A 20,125-nucleotide genomic window follows, 5' to 3' on the forward strand; every position below is an offset into this window, starting at 1 on the left:
GGTCGCTACAAGTATGAGAATGAGGCGTAGCCGAATGATTCATAAACAATCACTCAAACTAAAACCAGTCACATGTACAACACACAACAACTATCAAAACTGATGTTCCTGTCTTGGGAAATTCAACGCAAAAGAAATATCAGCCGCACAAAAGCATTACTCTCCGCGTGGGCAATTCTTCAAAATGAAGATATAACGGTGTTTCACCTGACAAGAAAATTCAGCCACACCCATTACCCCAATAAAATACAAAACGGGTCACTAACACTTTTTTAATGCAACGCACATTTAATCACTCTTAAATATACAGTTATGGAAATCACAGGCAGATTAACACAAGACGCAACAAAAGCAACCTTAAAAGATGGTCGCGAAGTAGTAAACTTTTCTATTGCGATTAATGATCGCTACAAATCAAAAGGCAAAGAACCGGTCACCATAGTAACCTATGTAGCTTGTTCTTATTGGAACAACGCGGGCGTTACCACCTACTTAAAGAAAGGTTCAGTGGTCGAGCTTTTCGGCAAGGTGGGCGTGAATGTTTGGAATAATGACAAAGGCGAAGCCAAAGGATCATTAACCATGCACGTGCAGCAGATTAAAATTTTTACCGCTTCCCGTAAAGCAGAGGTTGAACCTGTTGCAGAAAATGCAGATTCCTCTAATGATGCTACAGACAACCTTCCTTTTTGAAAACAAACGCGTGGCGCTTTGCGGCGTCACGCTTTTTACAAACTTTTCAAATTAATTATTATGGCACATAATCTTAATTTCAACAGCAATACCGGAAAACATAGTTTCTTTAGTGTTCAGCAAAAAGCGTGGCACAACCTTGGAACAATCGTTGACAATTATCCGACCAGCAAAGAAGCCCTTGCATTTGCAGGCCTCAATTATACCGTGGAAAAACGTCTCTTGTTTACTTACGACAACGAAAACCAGCAAGCAAATGAAGACACCGAGATAAAAATCCCTGAAATCAATGTCCCGAATTATTACGCCACCATTCGCACCGACACCGAACAGGTTTTAGGCGTAGTAGGAAAAGATTACGAGATCGTTCAAAACGTAGACGCCTTTTCTTTCTTTGATGCGATTGTAGAAGGAGACGGCATCCAATACGAAACCGCCGGAGCTTTGGGATCGGGAGAACGAATTTTTATTACCGCTAAACTTCCGGGTTATATTAAAGTAGGTAAAGAGGATTTAATAGAACAATATCTTTTCCTCACTACCTCGCATGATGGATTCGGCAGCATCACCGCAGCCTTCACGCCCGTGAGAGTTGTATGCGCCAACACATTAAGTGCCGCCTTAAAAAACTGTAGCAGTTCAATTAAAATAAGACATACCGTAAATGCAAAAGAAAGACTCGAACAGGCGCACACATTAATGGGCATTACAAATAAACTGTCTGCTGAACTCAACGAAATTTTCAACCAGTGGACAAAAGTTAAAGTGACTGATGAGGAAGTAAAAAAACTAATTCAGCTTGCCATGATCCCGAATAAAGAAGTGCTCAAAAAGATTGAGACAGGACAGGAAGATGAACTCTCTACCCAGTTTGTAAACATTTGCGAAAAAACGTTTGAATATACCATGAGCGCCCCTTCGCAAAGTTTAGAAACCACAAAAGGCACTTTGTTTGGTGTTTACAATGGTATCACAGGCTATTTTCAAAATGTAAAAGAGTACAAAAATGACGAAACAAAACTAAAATCAATTTTATTTGGTGGCGTGGCACAGCAAAGAACACAATCCGCGTTTGATCTTTGCCTTGATCACATGCGCCTTGTATTGTCTTAAATTAAATTTAAAAATTTTCGCCCCCTCCGGGGGCGTTTTTGTTTTCCGCTTTTCTTTTCACACGCCAAAGAAAAAGCTTGGCAAAAGAAAGGCTCCCAGAAGAATTGTATTTTTTGTAGCTCTTTTTTAAGTTATTCATTATCCTCGATGCATAGCAGGCAAAACACTCACCCTATGTCGCCAAAGAAATTGTGTGAGGGAAGCGGACTTCGATTGCATAAGTATTGAATTCATCTATTGCGAGCTATCTAAAAAAGAAATATTTGTCGGATAAACAATCGGTCTACATAGATAGTATGTAGCAAAAACACCTACAGATCCCTAGTGAATATTCATACTGTTAACTGCATAATACCTCATGAAGGATTGAACTTATCAAAAGATGTGATAATACTTTTTTTGTCGTCAGTAATATATAACGCTGAATTAAGCAAATTGTCTTGCTGAATATAATTTGTCAACTTATAAATATATAACTGTTGGTTTTCTCTAACACTCACTCTATTAGGTTTTCCGAAAAAATTTTCGACCCTATCCCATCGCACCCCAATTATTGAACACCTACAATTAAGGTATTGTATGAACACTTCACGAAAACCAGAATTCCCAATACTATCAGTTTTCCAATAACCACTATAATATTGCATTAAATTTAAACAACCTTTATCATTTAATTTTTGGACGCTTTTATCTGAAACGTTGGCGTTTTTTTGTTGAGCAAAGCCAATTTCAAAAACAATACTTGAAAAAAGTATTGAAAGTATGATTAGCTTGTTATTCATGATTAATTATTTTCAATTTTTGTTGCACCAATTCCTGATATCGAGTAATGTCATCGTCAGGAATCAAAGAATGTGAATATTCTCGACTCCGTACCGGAGAATTCCATCGATTTTCTTAAGAAAACATGATAATGTTAAATCACTTTTTTCTCCATCAATCCATAAATTAAAATCGAAGTTAATTTCGTTGTCATTTATTTGATAGATGTCGAAATCATCAAACGCTTTTGATGGTGGCAACGTTAGCCCCCCACCGTATTCGATAATCTCAGACTGCAACTCATCGACGTTCAATCGTTTTAGATAGTCGTTGTTATAAAGGGTTACAAAGTCTTTCTCTACTATTATCGAAATTATTTCGATAAGTGCGTATCTAATTTCCGATTGATTCATTAGTTTTTTGGAATTGCAGCGATTGTTTTCATGTCAGCGTTCAATCTCATTTGAAAAATAATGTGGATGTAAAAACTTTCCAGGCATTAAATTTAATACCAATGATTTAAACAAGATTCGTCAATTTACCAGTTGCTCTCTCAATTTTTGATAATTAAATCAGCTTCTTTAGGTGAAGAAACGTTCTGAGTTAAGCGCCAATTCGTTTTATAATATTCGACGGCCTCTTTTCCAACAAAATAGGATTCAATTTTGATACATTCTTTATTTCAATTTCCTCATCTTTTTTTACAACTAGATAAGCAATGCAAAGATTACTGTCGCCTTTCGAGCAAATGCCAATTTTTTCATCAAATAGTGAAGAATAACTTATTAAGCCATCTTTATCTAATAACCCGCTCTGTGATATTTTACCATTGTTTCAGACTCAATTTGACTGAGAATTTTTACGAGGTCATTTTTAGCTGCAAAAAAAGACATTGCTTTGTAGCCATTTTATTTCTTTGGTATTAAAATTAAGTGATCGCTAGCCTATATTTCTTACAAGTTTGCGATTGTTTGCAAAAAATATTCGTGTTCTATCATCTTCAGAATGCCTTCTATTCGCTTATTACAGTTCCTTAAGGCATTCCAGATATACTTATTTCCAAGCGACAAAAGAGTCTCATTTCTAATATAAAGTCGACAAATAACAAAAAAGCTATCTCAATGAGATAGCCCTTAATTCGAATACCAAGCATTGCTGGAATCAATCTAGTTATCCACCTTAACAGGAGGCGTGACCGGTGCTATTTTTAACGATGGGCTTAAACTCGGAAACGCCTTTCGCAGAGTGTTAAGATCTTTTCCAGCAGTATCAATAAATGTCCAGTGGTTACCATCATCTGTAGAAATGGCTATTAAGATTGTTGTTTCAATATATTTTCCGTCTGTCATTATAATTTGAGTATGCTGAGCGATTGTAGATTGCAGTTCTTTGTTAACCGAAAGTAAACTATATGGATTATCCAAAGTTATGTTTGTCATTATCATTCCCCTTTGTTGTAATCCCTGAACCATTTTCTCTATAGCTTGCTGAGTCTTAAGCTGTCCTCCCATTGACTTAATTATTGCTGGATACATATAGTTTGTATAAACACTGTAGTCGCCATGTAGAAATGAACTTGCCATAATTGATGCTTGACTTTTCAAATTTTCAAGCTTGTTGGAAATTTGTCCTTTTACATTGATAACCGAAAATAATATTAAAACACCCAAGTAGAAGCCCTTATCAAGATAATTGAGAACTTGTAGTTTTTTAATATTATTCAGATGAAAATGCCTATACCTTAAACTCATAAAAGACATGTCTTATTTTTTTATTTGCCAAATTAATTTGACACAAAAACTGTTACAATTGTGTCATCTGCGTTAACCCAAATTTGCAATCCAGCTTCATCTATATCATAGACTTGTTGATCTTCGTCAGTAAGCTCCAATTTTTCTGATTTTATTTCAGCTTTTGAAAAAAGAGTAAGTTTAAAAAATTCATCAATATTAAGCCCTATCAAATTTTGGTCAAACAAATAGCAATTTTGTCGACATGCAATCGACTCAATTAATTTAGTCTTTTTATCTACGTAGACTTCTATTGAATCATCAAAAAAATCATATTCATCCCACATTTCGTCTTCTGAATATTCAATAAAATTAAAGGGATAGACTTTTAGGTGTCCACTTATCGGCTCTCCAATATAAAATGGATTTACACCCTTTTTTAATTCGATGTTGAACTTCATATGATTATCTTTTACCAATTCGACTGTGTTCCTGCCCTTTTGCCTTCTGGGCAGCATCTTTTGTGATATTCTTTATCTTTTGTTCTATTTTTTGCTTATCGCGTCGATTAACAGTATTTTTTAGGTCCTCTTTTAGTTTTTCAATTTGTTTCTCAGCTTTAGACTTTGCACGACCGCCATCCCCGTGCTTTTCATTTTTGCTTGATCCTTCCTTCTTTGAAGTTTCTTTTTCTACAGTTTCTTCCGTTTCTTTCGTTGCAGCTTTTTCTTCCTCTTTTGCAGCGTCTTCACCAATTTGTTCCGCCAATTCCTTTTCTGCAGTTTCTTCGATTTCATCCTTTACAAGCAACTCAGCTCCTTCCTCTAAAGCTTTTTCGCCTAAATTGAGTAACTCTCCTCCTTCCCCGAATGTTACAGCATCAACACCAATAATCAAAATTCCTAGTCCTGCTTTTAAAATGTTCCCATCTCTTACTCCTTCATAAAGCTTTTTTCCTCCCCCAATAAAAGGCATTACATCTGCAATCTTGCCAAGCAATGATTCTTTCTTCTTCTTGCCGGTAACAACAACCACCGGTAATACTTGCGCTCTATGTTTTCTATCCTTAGTAGGCTCATAATCGCGTTTTACTTCACTGTCAATTGTCAAGGGATCTTTACCGTCTGCCGTTAAATCATCTGCTACCATTCCTCCTGGGTCTGTAAATCGTAGAGGATTATCAAAAGAGTACGTATAAGGACTATGTCTTGGCATATACTCCGCTAACGGATCCTCATTAAAAAATCTTCCCAATTGTGGATCGAAAAATCTTGCACCAAAATCATAGTCTTCCAAGCCCGATCCATCACCAAACTCATGATTCTGCAATTCTTTATCCAGAAACTTATATTTATTTTCCGAAACTTTTCCTGCTTTGCTGCTTATACCAGACATCGTCAAGCCAAATGGATAATAATGCGATTCTTCCATTAACGGTCCCGGCATATGGGTTACTGTCAAATTATCAAAGAACACGTTGAGATTACTCTCATTGCTCACATAAATGTAAATATACCCATTCTTGGTTACGTTTACCGGCGCTGTGATAAACTTGTTATGCAATTTATAACTAGGAGTATTTGCAGTAAAAGTGTTCACTGGATCTAAATCACCGGCTACATATCGAAACTGATCATCAAACAAGAGATAATTTAAGTACGCTTTCGGTCGATCGCCCGCTTCGGAATGCTGGCTTTGAAAAGCTGGTAGAGATCCAGGTGATAAGCCATCTAGTGCGGTTGCAGTTAACCCTTTTCCCGCCATTGCACCACTCCCTAAAAATGAACTGAGTAGATCTGTTATGGTTGCTGTAGCAGGGTTGCTCAAAGTCCCCGTTGCGGTATATATCGACTGTACGGAGAAGGTCACTTTATCCCCAGCCATAACTTTCAATACAATACCTAAGCCTGCTTTACTAGCATCAGTACTCCCATTAATTCGATAGGCCTTAGATTGAAATTGAGGATAACTTCGTGCACCATTAATTAAGCTTGTATCAGTTATCTGTCCATCGTTAATTGCATAGAAGAATTTCTCTTTTGAGAGAGTTGGGGGTTCCAAAGTAGCTGTTGGCAACTTAATTGTATCACTTTGTTCTGTCAAGACCATTCGCACATCGCCAAGCTGGTCTTTAATAAAATAATCATATACAAATCTTGCAGTATCCAATTTTCTTATTCGTCCTTCTTCATAGGAAATCAATTGAAGACTGTCTGAATAGTCTGTTGAGTCTGACGGAGTAGTTACTCTACTTTGATAGACAAAACCATCCAAATAGTTGGTAGTCGTGACTATTTTTTTATGTAGTGTTGTGTCAGTGGTGATTTTCTGCAATTTTATTCCCCCAGCATCATAGACATACTTGATGGTTCCTTTTGCAGTGACAGTAATACTGTCCGGTAGGCTAAGATGATTATATTTAATGTTGGCTATCGCTTTATTTTTATCAGATAGCATATTGCCATTACCGTCATATGCATAATCAACTGCGCCTTTGTTAGCAGCAATATAATGAAAATCCCCAAGTGTAGTTTGCTCGTCATTAGCACCGTCACTGATGATCTTTAATTTATTCGAGTTAGCAACATATCCATATACTAAACTGTCAATTGTTGCCGACATACCACCTTTCAACCCACGTTGTTTCATCGACAGAATATTACCATTTGCGTCGTAGGCAGATTGCGCGTTTATACCATCCCCAAGTTGTACACTATAATCATATCCCTTTGTATCAGTGAAGCCCGCTTTTAGTAATCGGTTTGCCGCATCATAAGAAAAATCATATTTCCTCACTACGCCATCGCCTGCACTTTTCCAGGCTGTGCCCGCAGTATTACCATTGTATTGCTTTCCGGCAAACGTTTGGGTCCCATTTTTATCATAGCCAACATCAAAGCCAAAGAAATTATTCGAACTCCCACTGACATAATTTCTATTACTTCCTAACAACCAACCTCTGATATTATATTCATCTGTCACTGATTCCAGACCAGTATTGTTATTGTAAGCGGGGGACAGGATTTTTTTATTGACCTGGCCGAGAGCATCATACTGTAGACTGTCTATTTTCCTCCAGCCCTTAGCATTAATATTTTTATCAATCGAAGTAAGCCTTCCTAAAGCATCGTAATTATTCTTGGTAACAACTTCATATGTTTGATTTTTAGTTCCTATAAAGTTGTGTTTTAAATGTGTTACCAAAACCGACCCGGCCCAACTATGTTGTGTCGTAAAAACATCTAACCCGTTTGTTTGATTAATTGTCTGCGTTTGGATCAATTCCCCTTTATCGTCATATATATTCGCTGTCGAAATATACTGGTTAGAACTGCCAAGGACCTTTTGCTGGAACCATGTCACTAAACCTTTAGTATGAAGTGATGCTGAAATTGGCTGAGCATATGGATAAATAGAGTTTGATGCGCTAAGGAAATAACTACTGTAACCGCTATTAATCAAACTTGCGCTTAACCCTGAAGGCAAACTTGTATAGTCGTCGTAGTGAGTTATCTCAAGCAATTCAAAATTTGAGGCTAGCGATGTCGATGTAGGATAATTGTAACTTGTGTCGGCATATACCTTGTGAGCAAAAAAGGATTGTGCATTTGTCCATAGTCCTTCTTTTATCGCTCGGTTGAAATTATCATACACTGTTACAAACCATTTCCCTTGCTGCCTTTGCAACGAATCTTGCTGCATGACCAACCTATCTCTCGTGTCATAAATCATATATTTTGGGCCGGCTCCAGGCACCTGTTTAACGATCATTCTTCTTCTTTGATCGTATTCAAAACGGAAACATTGTTCATTTAGGATGTCTCCACCTAATGCAGCGATGTTCCATGAACTCGCAATGAGTAATTCAACGCCCTTCGGTTGTATTATACACCTCAAGTTACCAACGTCATCGTATACGTAGTACGTATTTAACCAACCTGAATATCCATGTCCCGCGCCATCCAAGTCTTTAGCGCCAGCAGATAGCAACACCTTCTTTAATATCAAGCGCCCTTCTTTATCCTTGAATTCAAGAACCTGGTTGCCAAGCTGGTCAATGGTGCCGTTTTTATACAGTTGACCTGCCGAATAAAACCCTGCGGAGGCATAACTTCCAAATTGGCCAAGAGCGCCACTATTAGTTACTGTCCACACTCTTACAGAATCACTTGCAGTATTTAACCAATATTTTTTCTGAATTCTTCTACGCAAGCTATCTGTAGCATTTGCTTCACTTCCAACCCAACTGTTTCCAGGAGCGTATACTTCCTGCAGCCTACTTAATGGAGATATTTCATAGTTGGATTTGCCGTAGTAATAGGTTTCACCTTGGCCGCCAAATTGGCTTTTATTAAAAGTAGAGTCCTGCTGGAAAGGATTGTTCTTAAACAAGCCGTCACTAATTGAAGTATTAGCACCAGTATTGTTTGCTGCAAACGGTAAATAACGATAGGCTTCCCGACCGTACATATCGTAAACATATGGACTAACCATATCGACCGGCTGCTGACCTGTAATCATGGATCCTTGTTTGGCAACTGACTGTATGGGTCGTCCTAACCCGTCATAATACTTGGCACTTTGTTTTATATCTGTCAGTGGTCTTACCGTCAGAGTCCCCTCGTTTTTTTCCGGAGCAGAAGTTTCCCATACCTTAATGGAATTTACGGGCGTGCTGGCGGAATATGGTGAAGGAGTTATAGTTTGGTTATATGCCTTGATTGAATTAGTAAATTGGAGAAAAAGGCTTATAAATAAAACTAGAAATATATTATTTCGCATAATGGTTTTAATAAAGGTTATTGTGGGCGAGTGTTTAACCCTCGATTAATTTCTTCACTTAAAGGTTTCACACTGGAACGAAAAATTCCTATAAGCATACCCGTTTCATCGATCAAATATTTTTGAAAGTCGTCTTTTACTACACTCTCGAATCGTTCGTTACTACTCTCAGAAGTAAGCCATTTATATAAATCAATCTGCGAAATGCCTGTCACTTCGGTTTTGGCTGATACTTTAAAATGATACTTATTCATTTGTAACTTCAATTGATCGCCGTTTAGTGGTTCATTGCCAAAACTATTTGACGGGATTACCACTACTACCAAACTGTCGCTATGAAGTTGTTGCAAAGAATCAAGCTGCGACAGCTGTTCGGCATATTTACTTTGTGACGCAACGTTAACTACCAATATTTTTTTACCACCGAAATCACTAAAATTAATAGCGGGTCCATTTAAAGACGATATACTGTAATTGTATACCGTGTTGGCTATTATAAAAAAGGAAAGAATTAATTGCTTTATCATGATAGTTAGTTTAATATTAAGCAAGGGGATATCTTAGTTTCTGTATAGTCTTGGCTAACAGAATCATCCTCCAAAAAGTAATAGTGGTAGGTACACAGATAATGTTTAGGACTTTGATAAACAGATGAGGTATAAACTTTTGTTCCTGTTACACAACCACTTATTGTACATTTCTTTCCTTCACCTATACATCCTACGCACGAAACACATATTCCGTTTGCGTTCGCATATGCCTGACCCAAACTATTAAAATTGGAACTGGCTAATGCATCAGCCGCCGCCTGGCTTGTTGTTGATGTGTATGCACCGGCTGGTAAAGTGTAGGTTACAGGGGCAGTGATAGTATTTGCTCCGCAATTGTTTCTTGAAAACGAACCGGTAATCGCAGCGTTTTGATACAAACAACTTGCGTGGCTGTTGGCATAGTTTAATCCGTTAGTATTTATGTCAGATTGGGCTAACAGATCTGCTGCTTGTTGACTTTCATAAGATGTATATGCAGAATCGCGAACAGTGTAAGTTACCGATGAAGGAGTTATTGTAGCTCCAGAACCACAACTTATCGTCGGAGAAAATGCCTGGCTTTTTGCTTTACTGTAATAAAGTGTAAAACAATTTTCCGGTTGACCATAGTAATTATAACAGATCTTTTTGATAATGTTGCTGTCTTCATCTCTTATAGTAGTCAGCTGACCGTTACTATTGTAATCGTAAAAATAGATATTGGCATTGGGATCACATTTGGACGTAATACCGATCATCGGTTCATATGTTAGAGATGTCATTTGTGCGTCAAAAGGGTATAATCGCACCTCATCCACATTTCCGGTTCCAGATATAGACACAGATGTTACGCCTGTAATTTTGTGCTCATAATATGTCCAGCCATTAATTGTTTTACCTTTTATAGGATATCCTGAGATTGTTCCGGAAATACTGTAAGAGATTGCATTTTTCGTCCAATATGAAACAGTATAACTTGTCGCGGATGTTAGGGACGTTTTCGTAAGAGCTCCTTTACTCAGGTCATAGGAATAACGGCCAGTGAATCTAGTTATGCTATCCCGAACCGTCGATCCAATCGTCCAGTTCCCGCTACTTACCGGTTCAAAAGAAGTATATGCCACGTCATTAGTTGAAGCGTTTTGAACTTGTGCGATTGGCAACGTTTGTTGATATCCCCAAATTAATGCATTCGGAGTATTTCTTTTGCTAAAAGATGTTATGTTTTCTTTACTGTCGTAAACAACGTTGGAAATATCATTAAATACAGGTTGTCCTTCATTAGACTGATTGACATTTAAAAGCTTGATATTTCCTGATGACAGCGTCTGATAATCAAATTGGTTGCGCGACAATTCTTTTGTATTGTTGAGGCTATCTACCTCTTGCAATGCAAGATTGTAGAGCCCTCTTGTTTTCATTGCCTGTACGATCGTTGCTGGATTAGATACGTCATTGGGATATTGATGCCATTTAGATCGCACTACATTCTGGCTATTCTTAAAATCTTCGTGGACAAGTTGTCCTAAGTTATTATACTGTAGATTCTTCTCAACAAACAATGAATCAGAAAATCTTGAAGGATTATAAGTTATCTCTTTACTATAGGTTGGGACAAACCACTTAGAATATAGTGGATATAAGAAAGCTGACCATCGATCCAAATCGGGATTCGGACGGGTGCAATTCTGAATACCAGGAACATCTTCGTCTGCTTCTGGGCCAAATATCAAATCGTATATTTCAGCATAACGATTGACAACTCTTTCAAGCGATGTATAATTATATAGAGCCCTCTTTAGCGGGTGAAGTGTGTCAGTCCCATAAATTTGCATGGAATCTAACAGCCCATTGTCATAATATGGAATATTTGGTAACGATTTGGCAAAGCTGGCAACTGGGCTTATCGTAACAGTCGAAGGTGTGTTCCTGTAGTAATAAACACTTTTTCCGTTTGTCGCGTTCGCCGTATCGCAGTTTGTCGTTTCTACTCTACTGTACCCTACGATAGCTCCCGCCGCATCATTTGAAATGGGAACATAACTATAGGTCGAAAGCTGATAAACATATACAGGGACTTTGATTGGAGCATAAATGCCATTTGGCTGTAACCTGACCAAATTATTGTAGGAATAGTAATTAATAGGCGACATCAAGACACCTGAGGTAAGAGAATTGCCTGCTTGGGTGAATTTATATTTTGTTATGCCTGTTACGTCATTTAAAGTAGTATGATTGACTACACTGGCAATTCTAAGACCACCACCGATACTTTCTTTTTGAAAAGTAGAATAGTCTATTGTCGAAAATGAAAATGAGGCTCCTGCTTTTGGAATCAATGTTCCTTGAGGTGTTAACTCCGGGATATTCGGCAAATATGCTTCTACTAAATACCTATCAGTTGGAGAACCGGAAAACGATAAAAAAGTTGGATCCCAAGAAGACCCTTGGGCAGTTTGATGGGAAACATCCCCTCCAGAAAAATACATAAGCCTTGATCGAACCCCATTAACTATTTTATAAATAGTGATTTCCGCAGCTAACAAATATGTATTATTAATCGTCTGATCGACTTTGCCAATACTCGGTCTAAAATTTTGGAACACCATTACACCATCTGAGTTAGGCTTTAGTGTGTCACTTAGCACCGGATCGGTATTGTAATTATTATCGGATGCACTATAGAATTTTATCCCTTCATTACTATTATGTTCATCTGCAGAAAATACTCTATAATTCTTGAACCTGTTTATTTCAAAATTGAAGTCGCTATAACCTCCCGTCGGATAATGTACAGATTTTATAACAGCAGTCTTTGCAAAATCTTCCCTCGCGCCTCTGTTAGCTGTTCCGGCACTTGAGAGATCATTTACTACCTTGTCAGGTGCATTACCGGCGAGCGGATAAATATTGGTGAGTATTTCGTTAGTTATATTGGGCAGAAAACTAAGATTATGCTCTCCGTTGAAAAACCCCCAATGATCCCTCGCATACGCATCCTTTTTAGGCAAAAGATGCGCTTCATTATAGTCAAAAGTATAAACGCTGTTAGGTGCAGATGCGATACCGTTTTTATCATATCCGATTTCTTTAACCGACAGCAACTTTAATCTTTTTGTCATATAATCCGCAGTATTGGAACTACGTGCAGCATACGAAAGATCTGAGGTAAAATAATCGTAGCTGAAATAATAAGATTTTATTTTCCGGTTGTTTATTTTATCATAAATATGGATTGCTTTGAGTCTCTTTGCGCCATACCCGTTAGCAATATTTTCACCATTTAAATCAAGCCGGTCAGCAGAAGTATCACTTAATTCGAAAACGATTCTTTCTTTATCTGTTTCTAACGATGAAAGATATTTTACCGCATAAGTATTATCGTAATCTCCGCCAGTTGCTGCACCCGGATTCTGGTAACTGTTAAAAGGCACTGTTTCCGTAAAAGTAGATATATGATACTTTCCATCAACATAAGAAAATCTTACCGTATCATTGGATGGCAATATGATGTAAGAGAGCTTGGTATTAATACTGGTTATGGGATTTGTAACAGGACGCGTCGAATTTTCCTGATCATTCTTGGAAAAAAAATACGTATTACCTTTTGTATCCTTTATGGTCCATTCGGACTCGTAATTGCTATAAAAATTTGCGCCTCGAGTGATGGTATATTGCTCAGATTTATTTCCGTACTGAATTATTTGCTGCGAGGTGGGGTCCATAAAAAACTTACCGGTTCCCGTAGGTAAGGTTATGGTGAATAAGTCGGGACGACCCCAATCGTAAGCTTTTAGTGTTTGTACAACTGTAATGTCATTGAGAGTAGGACATCCGCCACTTATAAAGAAGTTCGCGCCAGTGGTTGTATACTCAGTGCCCGCATAACTGTCATTCACCTGGTTTAAACCAAGTATTTGGAAATATGTATTTGAGTTACGATGACCGTCACTATAGTCAGTGTTCTGATCAATCAATCCGTCAATAGCCTGAGCCACAGTTCCACCTACTGTTAAATCCCAACCTAATCCAACCCAAGTTGCCTCTTGCTCTATTTGAATTCCTCCGGAATGGTATTTTAAAACAATCGGAATTTCCATATCACCTTTTTTGACCGTGTATAGTGGAATACTAATATCCGGTACGCCTGTATAATTGCTTACCGGAACGTTCCCAAATTTCCCCAAACTTGCCACTTCAGGAGATGCAACGGATTTAGGCAGAAGCTCTTGACCTCTTCCTAAAAAGACATTTCCCAAGAGTAATGCAAACAAATAGAAGCGCTTCAACATTTATTTAATATTTATTTATTTTAAACTGTATCCTATTCTAAATTTAAAAGGTTGTGCATTCGGAATTTGTTGCTTCCAAAGCACATCATATAACAGCTGCACGTTGGAAGTTGTCTTTCCGATTTTAGTTTTTTTAGTAAGCCCAATGAGTGCGCTTTCCTGCCATACATCAACGTTTTTGTGCAAGGTTTGTAGATCTTTAAACGCTTGCATATAGTTGTATTCAAAGCCTCCTGATATCCAAATACTACCTTTTAGTTTTATGTCCAGGTAAGAACGTAACCCTACCCCTTGGCTAGTAATATTAATATGTTTAATATCCTGTCCCCAACCGATTTTATAGCTCAACCCAATTCCAATTACTTTATTACTGGTTATTTTGTAGCCGGCACTTAGCCCAATGTCTGTAGTAATGGGGAAAAAACCATTGGGTTTTGCACTTTGCAGATTGGCACCTAGTTCTATTCTTTGTACCAGGCTTTTTGTTTTTTGAGGATTAGGAGAGAAATTGGGTATAGAAGCATCGCTGTTGCCCATGCTACCGCTGGTTAAATTATTTAAGCGGTTTTGAAGGCTTTGGAGTTCACCTTGCCCTTGCTCCATTCCCTGCTGCACGGCTTGCTGTGCGGCACCTGGGCCTCCAAGCCTCTGTTCCAGTTCCTGCATAACAGACGATCGGGTTTGCATGCCAAGTATTTCCTGCTCAGTGATATCATTGCCAGGTAACCGAAACAAAGAAGCCAGCTCACTGTGTTTGTTAAAAAATGATTGGTACGCAGGTAGCATGCGGACGGTTTCCAGCAATTTCGCTTCCAGCTTATCTGCATTATTAAATAGGTTAGTATATTCTTCTACTTGAGCTTTGTAATAGTAGACTTCTTTTTTGAATGGTGCGAGATACTTATCCAGCGTATATTGCTTAAGCTGGCTTGTGAGGTATTGTTGTCTTTGCGCCAGGTATTGCTGCACATTGGCGGCGCCGTTGAATTTGTTTTGTAACTCACCGTATGAACCCATCGCACTTTGCAACTGCCCGGGTGTTTGAATTCCATTACCCAACAATTTGTTTTGATCAAGGAATTTGAGCGCTGTTTGCATGGAGTCTAGATGACCGTTATAAATATTTTGAAGCGTCGATGTTTTATTGGGCGTTTTCATTCCCTTTTCTAATGCCGCATAAGTAGAATCGATATTGCCAAACACGTCTTTAGCGGCTATAGAATCAGTCTTTGCCAGTTTTCGTTGAAGCCTTTTTTCTTGCTTCTCCAGTTTATGTAAATACTTAATTGTTTGATTTTGTAACTTTTGTTGATACTCAGCTGACTTTTTATCAATAGAACCGAAAAGCTTATCAGGAAATGAAAGAATGGAATGCAGCGTTGAATCACCGAAACACTTGGTGGTCAAGGCATACGTCTTTGCTGAAAATGCAAAGAAAAAAATGAGTAGGACACAAAATCGGTTTAATAGGGTCATAATTAAGTCTAGGGCTGCAAAGGAATTTCAAAATCCTGATCGTACAAATACCACAAAGCGGTATAAATAACCACACCGTAATTTCCCAATAAAAGGTTTCCAACTAAAAAATTAAAAGTCAATAGATTTGCCCATTGCAGTCAACGCGAGGTTAACCAAGCATTAACAAACTTGAACCTCTAAGACTTATTAATGAGACGAAATGGCTACTAGCGTGAAGTGATTTACAAACAAGTGTGTAATGGATCGAACTTTAGCTATATTAGTTTTGAAACCAGGTCCTTAAAGAGACAAAAATGCGTTCAATGATTTGTTCATGCTAAGTAAAATAGGATGTTTTAATAAAACAAGGCCATTAAGTCTATTTATCATCATAGAACTATAAGTAAGATAAGAGCTGTGAATGGTAGTTTTTTTCGCAGTAGTATTAGCGCACGCATTTTTTGAATACGAATATTATTCACGGATGTATTTAACCCGTCAGCGATTTCAGCGTAAGATTTTCCCTCCATATATAATTGTTGGAAGATATCCTGGTAACGTTTTGGCAGATCGTTCATGGCCAGCAAAACCGCATGATAGGTTTCAGACCTAAGCAAGAGTTCGAAATCATTGGACGAAACTTCGTCTTCAACAAACATCAAGTCGTAAAGACTCCTCTCATTTTTCCCGCTTCTTTTAGAATTCAGGCTAGCGTTCCTTGTCACCAGGTATAGAAAACTGCGTAATGAGTTTTCCGCAAAAAAGCGATCATGCTTATCCCAAAGTTTGACAAATGAATCGGCAACAATCTCCTCTGATAATTCTTTGCTCATTGTGATTGAATTGGCATAATGGACCAGGGCTGGATAATATTTATTAAAAAAATAGCTCAACGCTTTTTCGTCTCCTTGTTGCAAGGCGATCAATTGATCGTCATTCGTTTTGTTTTGAAGCGGACTCATAATCAGCAGATTTAAAATCATGAGTCTGGTAAGCATTGTCGCAGGAATAAAAAATGGCGCGGAACTCAACTTACCGTCTTGAGGCCCTCGGAGGCCCGACCACGAATAAGTGAGCCCACGCCAAAACGTGAGCTCTTCACTTATTATCTCGCGGTCTTAGAAATTTCCGAGGTTTCAAGACGAGACTCAAAGCGAATTGCTTCAAATTAGTTTATGAAGAATCGCAAATATCAATGTGTAAGTTAATACATTTTCCTATACCTGTATAGGAAGCCTATCTAAAATCTTTCCATTCCTTGCATTTTAGGAATGGCGTACAAAATTCAAAAAAGTAAAATTGATTGGTATATTATCACCGAAGTCATCAATAAAAGGATGAAGGGAGAATATACACAAGAGGATGTTGCCATTCATCTAAATCTTTCTACGGGCTTTATAGGGCAGGTTGAAAGCCCAAGCAGCAGGGCAAAATACAACAATCAACATTTAAATGAACTTGCAAAGTTATTTAAATGTTCGCCAAGAGATTTTTTACCGGAAAACCCTCTTTAACATATGTTATTAAGAATATACCTACAATTGAATGAGTAGTTCATCCATTATGCTTTTTGGCATTGCGGATTTTCATTTCAATTTTTCTTTCTTAATATAATCACTCAAAATATTATCAAATTCATGAAATCTTAGAGCGTTATGTTGATTTACAGGAGTTCTGATTTGTTTTGAATATACAGTAGCTCATGAATCTCACTCCATGTAATCCGTGATCCGCAATTCATCAAGGTCTTCTCAATTACTTTATTCGCAACTACATAGTTCTTTATTTCTAACCAACAAAGATTCATTACTTTTCAAACAACGATCTTCGATTATAAAGCTTCGGAATTGTTTTTTATTACACCCGAAAATTCTTTAGCAATTACAATTGTCCATATTGGTGATCATCGGTGTCACTTTGAGAAAACACGTTTAGACGATTGAATATGCAATAAAAAATAGGAACTCTATTTTCTTCTTTGCTAACTATTCGGCTATTTGCCTGTTAGCTCCTAATATAGTCTGCATATTGCTCAAGCCATGCAGTTTGATTATTCCAATCGTTTTAAACGGAAAAGTAATTGTTGAATCGCTTCCTGCTCGTCGTCAATAATCGATTGGGAAAATGATTCTGGAAAAAGTGCCTTTCGTTTGTCTTCTACATGCTTATAAAATCCCTCAATATGCTTGATGTATTCCTTGGGCTTGGCCGTCTCAGGAATAATTATTTCCAGGGTACCATCCAAAGCAAACGATGTTTCCACCAAACGATCTGTTATATCAACAAGTGATTCTATGGCCTGATCAAGAGATATATGGGCCTCATAACTTCCCTTACCGGTGATTGCCCAGTGAATTAGCTTTAGGGAATTACGAAAAGAGATCAGCTCACCAAGGAACGTTGCGACTTCTGATTTGTTTACTTTACTGGCCATGTCTATATAATTTTATGGTTATTAGTTATAATAAAAACTACTCGCAGCACAATCCGCTAGAATACACAACAACGTTAGAACCCTTTTGTTGTCTTTTTTGATAGCTTTATTCAAAATCGAAGGTGGGTCTTTTTTTAATGACCTCGCAGTAGTGCCGGCTATAAAAATGCGAGCAGGCTACCTGAGTCGATTTGCAAAATTTTTTCCATCGAGCATCTGTAATCGCTTTATGAAATGGATTTGCCAGCTGGCTTTCGAAGTCTGGGAAGTCATCTTCCGTCCAAGCCCGTGGGTAGAAAATTCGTTTCGTTACTTTGTCAGTCAGATAATCAAACGACCTTATTTCAGCACCGATTTCTTTTCCAATTTGATTTCTCTTTTCTATCTCATAGGGATTATCTGTTCGCCTCCCAATGACGATAGTGAATTTCAACTGGCTGTCAAAAATCACCCTAGTATTGATCGTCGGCAAATAGGCTTTAACCCAAGCCTTATTATCAACTAACCAACGTTTCCAATCCCTTATTTGCTGCACAGCGCGGTTAAAGTCGGCCGTCATCGTCCCTTTCTCAGTGAATAGTCTGGCGCTTGGCTGCTTAATCTCTATTAATTCAAAAACATTCCCGTTACTAAAGCCATCTGTGAGTGACACAAAATCGGTCTCCAACTCACTCCCTAATTTCAGCTTTGAGATAACCAAATGGCAATTTTCATTGCCCCAGAAAATCCCTACATACTTTGATAGAAACGTTTGATAAAAACGTTCAGACAAATGCTGTGAAAGCATACGCTCCCATTCAGCTTTTATTAAGTTTACTCTTTTCTGGTGGTTATCGTACCAATTCGTGTCCATAGTGTAAGCAGATTTATTTTGGTGTGGTGCTTGTCATATGCCGTAACTAATATAACCTGTTTTGGGCAAAATCTAGGCGGTCAGTGGATGATGAAAATTGCACGCATGATTTGTCCACCTAAACTATTTGTGCCGAGTCGCCCACTTTAATAATCTGTTAGCAGAATATACTATCTTAAACAAGCAAAAAAGATAAACAACCCGGTGGATGATAGCATTTATTACAGGGATGAAATGGAAATAAAAATATGATAAACGAAAACTTTGTATATGCCCGAATCGGTATGGCGCTGATCTCTGCGCAAAGAGTGGAATATATAGCCAATCAACTTGTAGACATTCTGAGAGAGTTTGACGTGGACATTTTTGGTATCACCGGGCAAGAGTTTCTCACAACATCTAAAAAGGCTAATCTCGCGAGGGCCACACTTGGCACCGTATTTAATTTACTTAAGCTAAATCACAAGCTCATCATTAAAGAAGAGCTTGACGACTATGTGGGCAAGCGAAATATTCTTGCACATAATTTTTGGAAAAATCACCTGCATACAAAATCAGTTGAGCAGGCACAAAGTGCAGTCGACTTCTGCCAGGACTTTGGAATCCATTCGCAAAAACTGGAAAGTTTTTTCAAAGGCTTTGTCTTCTTTCTGGCACTGAGATATGTCAAAGACAGAACCCAAATCGATAATGAATTAAAAAAATGGGAAGGAGACTTTGACTATTTTATGGAAAGACTACAGGAAAAGCGTTTACAAGAGTCCGCAGGTTAATGACAAATTCGACTGTGAATTAATAACAAGCTTAGAGGCAGGAGAAGATTTTTGCTGCATCAATTATTCCAAAATTTCGGTTTTTACTTTTGATAAGTTGGCAAGGAACTACGCCATAAACACGAGTACCCTCTCACAAAGCCTTCCTTTATTGCGTTCCTCCATGCACTAATCAAAGTAAAAGCCGGTGAATGGTTCCATAATTTATTTACAATTAAAATCATGAATTATGGAAAAGTCAGCTAACACAACAGCCTGGATGAAAGTTTCAGAATTGGAAATTGTGTACAAATCTAAAATGCGGCCATCTGAAAGACCACAAATTAAAGGCTCACACGACGCTTATAAATTATTCCTTGACACATGGAATCTGGATAAGATTGAACTGCTCGAACAGTTCAAAGTAATGGCATTGAACCATGCCAATCGCGTGCTGGGCATTTGTGAACTTTCTAGCGGTGCTATCAGCGCTACCATCGTTGATCCGAAACTTGTTTTCGGATTGCTATTGAAGGCAGGAGCTTCCGGCGCGATTATCTGCCACTGTCATCCGAGCGGGAATCTAAAACCCAGCAATAGTGATGTGGAAATGACGCATAAAATTTGCGGAGGAGGAAAACTGTTGGATATAAAAATCCTGGATCACCTCATTATTACAATGGACAACTATTATTCATTCGCAGATAGCGGGGCGTTGTAACGCCC

At 38.0% G+C, this 20,125-nt stretch carries 17 protein-coding genes; 6 read left to right on the plus strand and 11 right to left on the minus strand.

Annotated features, from left to right (window positions below; all coding sequences use genetic code 11):
* Positions 1-72: 72 nt before the first annotated feature.
* The 3 genes from KTO63_RS18125 to KTO63_RS18135 are packed head-to-tail and all read left to right on the plus strand — an operon-like array spanning position 73 to position 1,806.
* A complete protein-coding gene (locus KTO63_RS18125; RefSeq protein WP_217792951.1) occupies positions 73-276 on the plus strand; it encodes a hypothetical protein in 204 nt (67 codons plus the stop codon).
* Between the two features lie 36 nt (positions 277-312).
* A complete protein-coding gene (locus KTO63_RS18130; protein ID WP_217792953.1) occupies positions 313-693 on the plus strand; it encodes a single-stranded DNA-binding protein in 381 nt (126 codons plus the stop codon).
* A 60-nt stretch (positions 694-753) separates the two neighbouring features.
* The gene (locus KTO63_RS18135) at positions 754-1,806 is read left to right on the plus strand and encodes a DUF932 domain-containing protein (RefSeq protein WP_217792955.1); all 1,053 of its coding nucleotides are present in this window, start codon (positions 754-756) and stop codon (positions 1,804-1,806) included.
* A 356-nt stretch (positions 1,807-2,162) separates the two neighbouring features.
* Here the strand turns inward: KTO63_RS18135 and KTO63_RS18140 are convergent, their stop codons facing one another.
* The 9 genes from KTO63_RS18140 to KTO63_RS18175 all read right to left on the minus strand — a co-directional run bounded on the left by KTO63_RS18140 (position 2,163) and on the right by KTO63_RS18175 (position 16,322).
* The gene (locus KTO63_RS18140; protein WP_217792957.1) at positions 2,163-2,588 is read right to left on the minus strand and encodes a hypothetical protein; all 426 of its coding nucleotides are present in this window, start codon (positions 2,586-2,588) and stop codon (positions 2,163-2,165) included.
* A gap of 63 nt (positions 2,589-2,651) precedes the next feature.
* Positions 2,652-2,981 carry a DUF7668 domain-containing protein gene (locus tag KTO63_RS26570; RefSeq protein ID WP_449580026.1) on the minus strand — a complete coding sequence of 110 codons (330 nt, stop codon included), beginning with the start codon at positions 2,979-2,981 and terminating at the stop codon, positions 2,652-2,654.
* A 753-nt stretch (positions 2,982-3,734) separates the two neighbouring features.
* Entirely contained in the window at positions 3,735-4,328 is a 594-nt protein-coding gene (locus KTO63_RS18145; protein WP_217792959.1) for a hypothetical protein, read from the minus strand.
* Positions 4,329-4,351: 23 nt separating this feature from the next.
* Positions 4,352-4,759: a hypothetical protein gene (locus tag KTO63_RS18150; protein ID WP_217792961.1), complete on the minus strand. Its 408-nt coding sequence runs from the start codon at positions 4,757-4,759 to the stop codon at positions 4,352-4,354.
* A 4-nt stretch (positions 4,760-4,763) separates the two neighbouring features.
* Entirely contained in the window at positions 4,764-9,080 is a 4,317-nt protein-coding gene (locus KTO63_RS18155) for a DUF6443 domain-containing protein (RefSeq protein WP_217792963.1), read from the minus strand.
* 17 nt (positions 9,081-9,097) lie between these two features.
* Entirely contained in the window at positions 9,098-9,607 is a 510-nt protein-coding gene (locus KTO63_RS18160) for a hypothetical protein (protein ID WP_217792965.1), read from the minus strand.
* 5 nt (positions 9,608-9,612) lie between these two features.
* On the minus strand, positions 9,613-13,608 hold the full coding sequence (locus KTO63_RS26475; protein WP_217792966.1) for a DUF5977 domain-containing protein: 3,996 nt from the start codon (positions 13,606-13,608) through the stop codon (positions 9,613-9,615).
* 309 nt (positions 13,609-13,917) lie between these two features.
* On the minus strand, positions 13,918-15,309 hold the full coding sequence (locus tag KTO63_RS18170; protein WP_217792967.1) for a hypothetical protein: 1,392 nt from the start codon (positions 15,307-15,309) through the stop codon (positions 13,918-13,920).
* Positions 15,310-15,749: 440 nt separating this feature from the next.
* Positions 15,750-16,322 (minus strand): RNA polymerase sigma factor, encoded by a 573-nt coding sequence (locus KTO63_RS18175; RefSeq protein WP_217792970.1) that lies wholly within the window; start codon positions 16,320-16,322, stop codon positions 15,750-15,752.
* A gap of 309 nt (positions 16,323-16,631) precedes the next feature.
* Here KTO63_RS18175 and KTO63_RS18180 point away from each other — a divergent pair, with 309 nt between their 5' ends.
* Entirely contained in the window at positions 16,632-16,874 is a 243-nt protein-coding gene (locus tag KTO63_RS18180; protein ID WP_217792972.1) for a helix-turn-helix domain-containing protein, read from the plus strand.
* 536 nt (positions 16,875-17,410) lie between these two features.
* Here KTO63_RS18180 and KTO63_RS18185 read toward each other — a convergent pair.
* Both KTO63_RS18185 and KTO63_RS18190 read right to left on the minus strand, forming a co-directional pair.
* Positions 17,411-17,794, minus strand: coding sequence for a DUF5856 family protein (locus tag KTO63_RS18185; protein WP_217792974.1), 384 nt, complete (start codon positions 17,792-17,794; stop codon positions 17,411-17,413).
* Between the two features lie 106 nt (positions 17,795-17,900).
* Positions 17,901-18,647 carry a Shedu anti-phage system protein SduA domain-containing protein gene (locus KTO63_RS18190; RefSeq protein ID WP_217792976.1) on the minus strand — a complete coding sequence of 249 codons (747 nt, stop codon included), beginning with the start codon at positions 18,645-18,647 and terminating at the stop codon, positions 17,901-17,903.
* A gap of 248 nt (positions 18,648-18,895) precedes the next feature.
* Here KTO63_RS18190 and KTO63_RS18195 point away from each other — a divergent pair, with 248 nt between their 5' ends.
* Both KTO63_RS18195 and KTO63_RS18200 read left to right on the plus strand, forming a co-directional pair.
* Positions 18,896-19,420, plus strand: coding sequence for a hypothetical protein (locus KTO63_RS18195; protein ID WP_217792978.1), 525 nt, complete (start codon positions 18,896-18,898; stop codon positions 19,418-19,420).
* A 229-nt stretch (positions 19,421-19,649) separates the two neighbouring features.
* The gene (locus KTO63_RS18200) at positions 19,650-20,120 is read left to right on the plus strand and encodes a JAB domain-containing protein (RefSeq protein ID WP_217792980.1); all 471 of its coding nucleotides are present in this window, start codon (positions 19,650-19,652) and stop codon (positions 20,118-20,120) included.
* The last annotated feature ends 5 nt before the right edge of the window (positions 20,121-20,125 follow it).

Source organism: Pinibacter aurantiacus (genome assembly GCF_019130065.1).
GTDB lineage: Bacteria > Bacteroidota > Bacteroidia > Chitinophagales > Chitinophagaceae > Pinibacter > Pinibacter aurantiacus.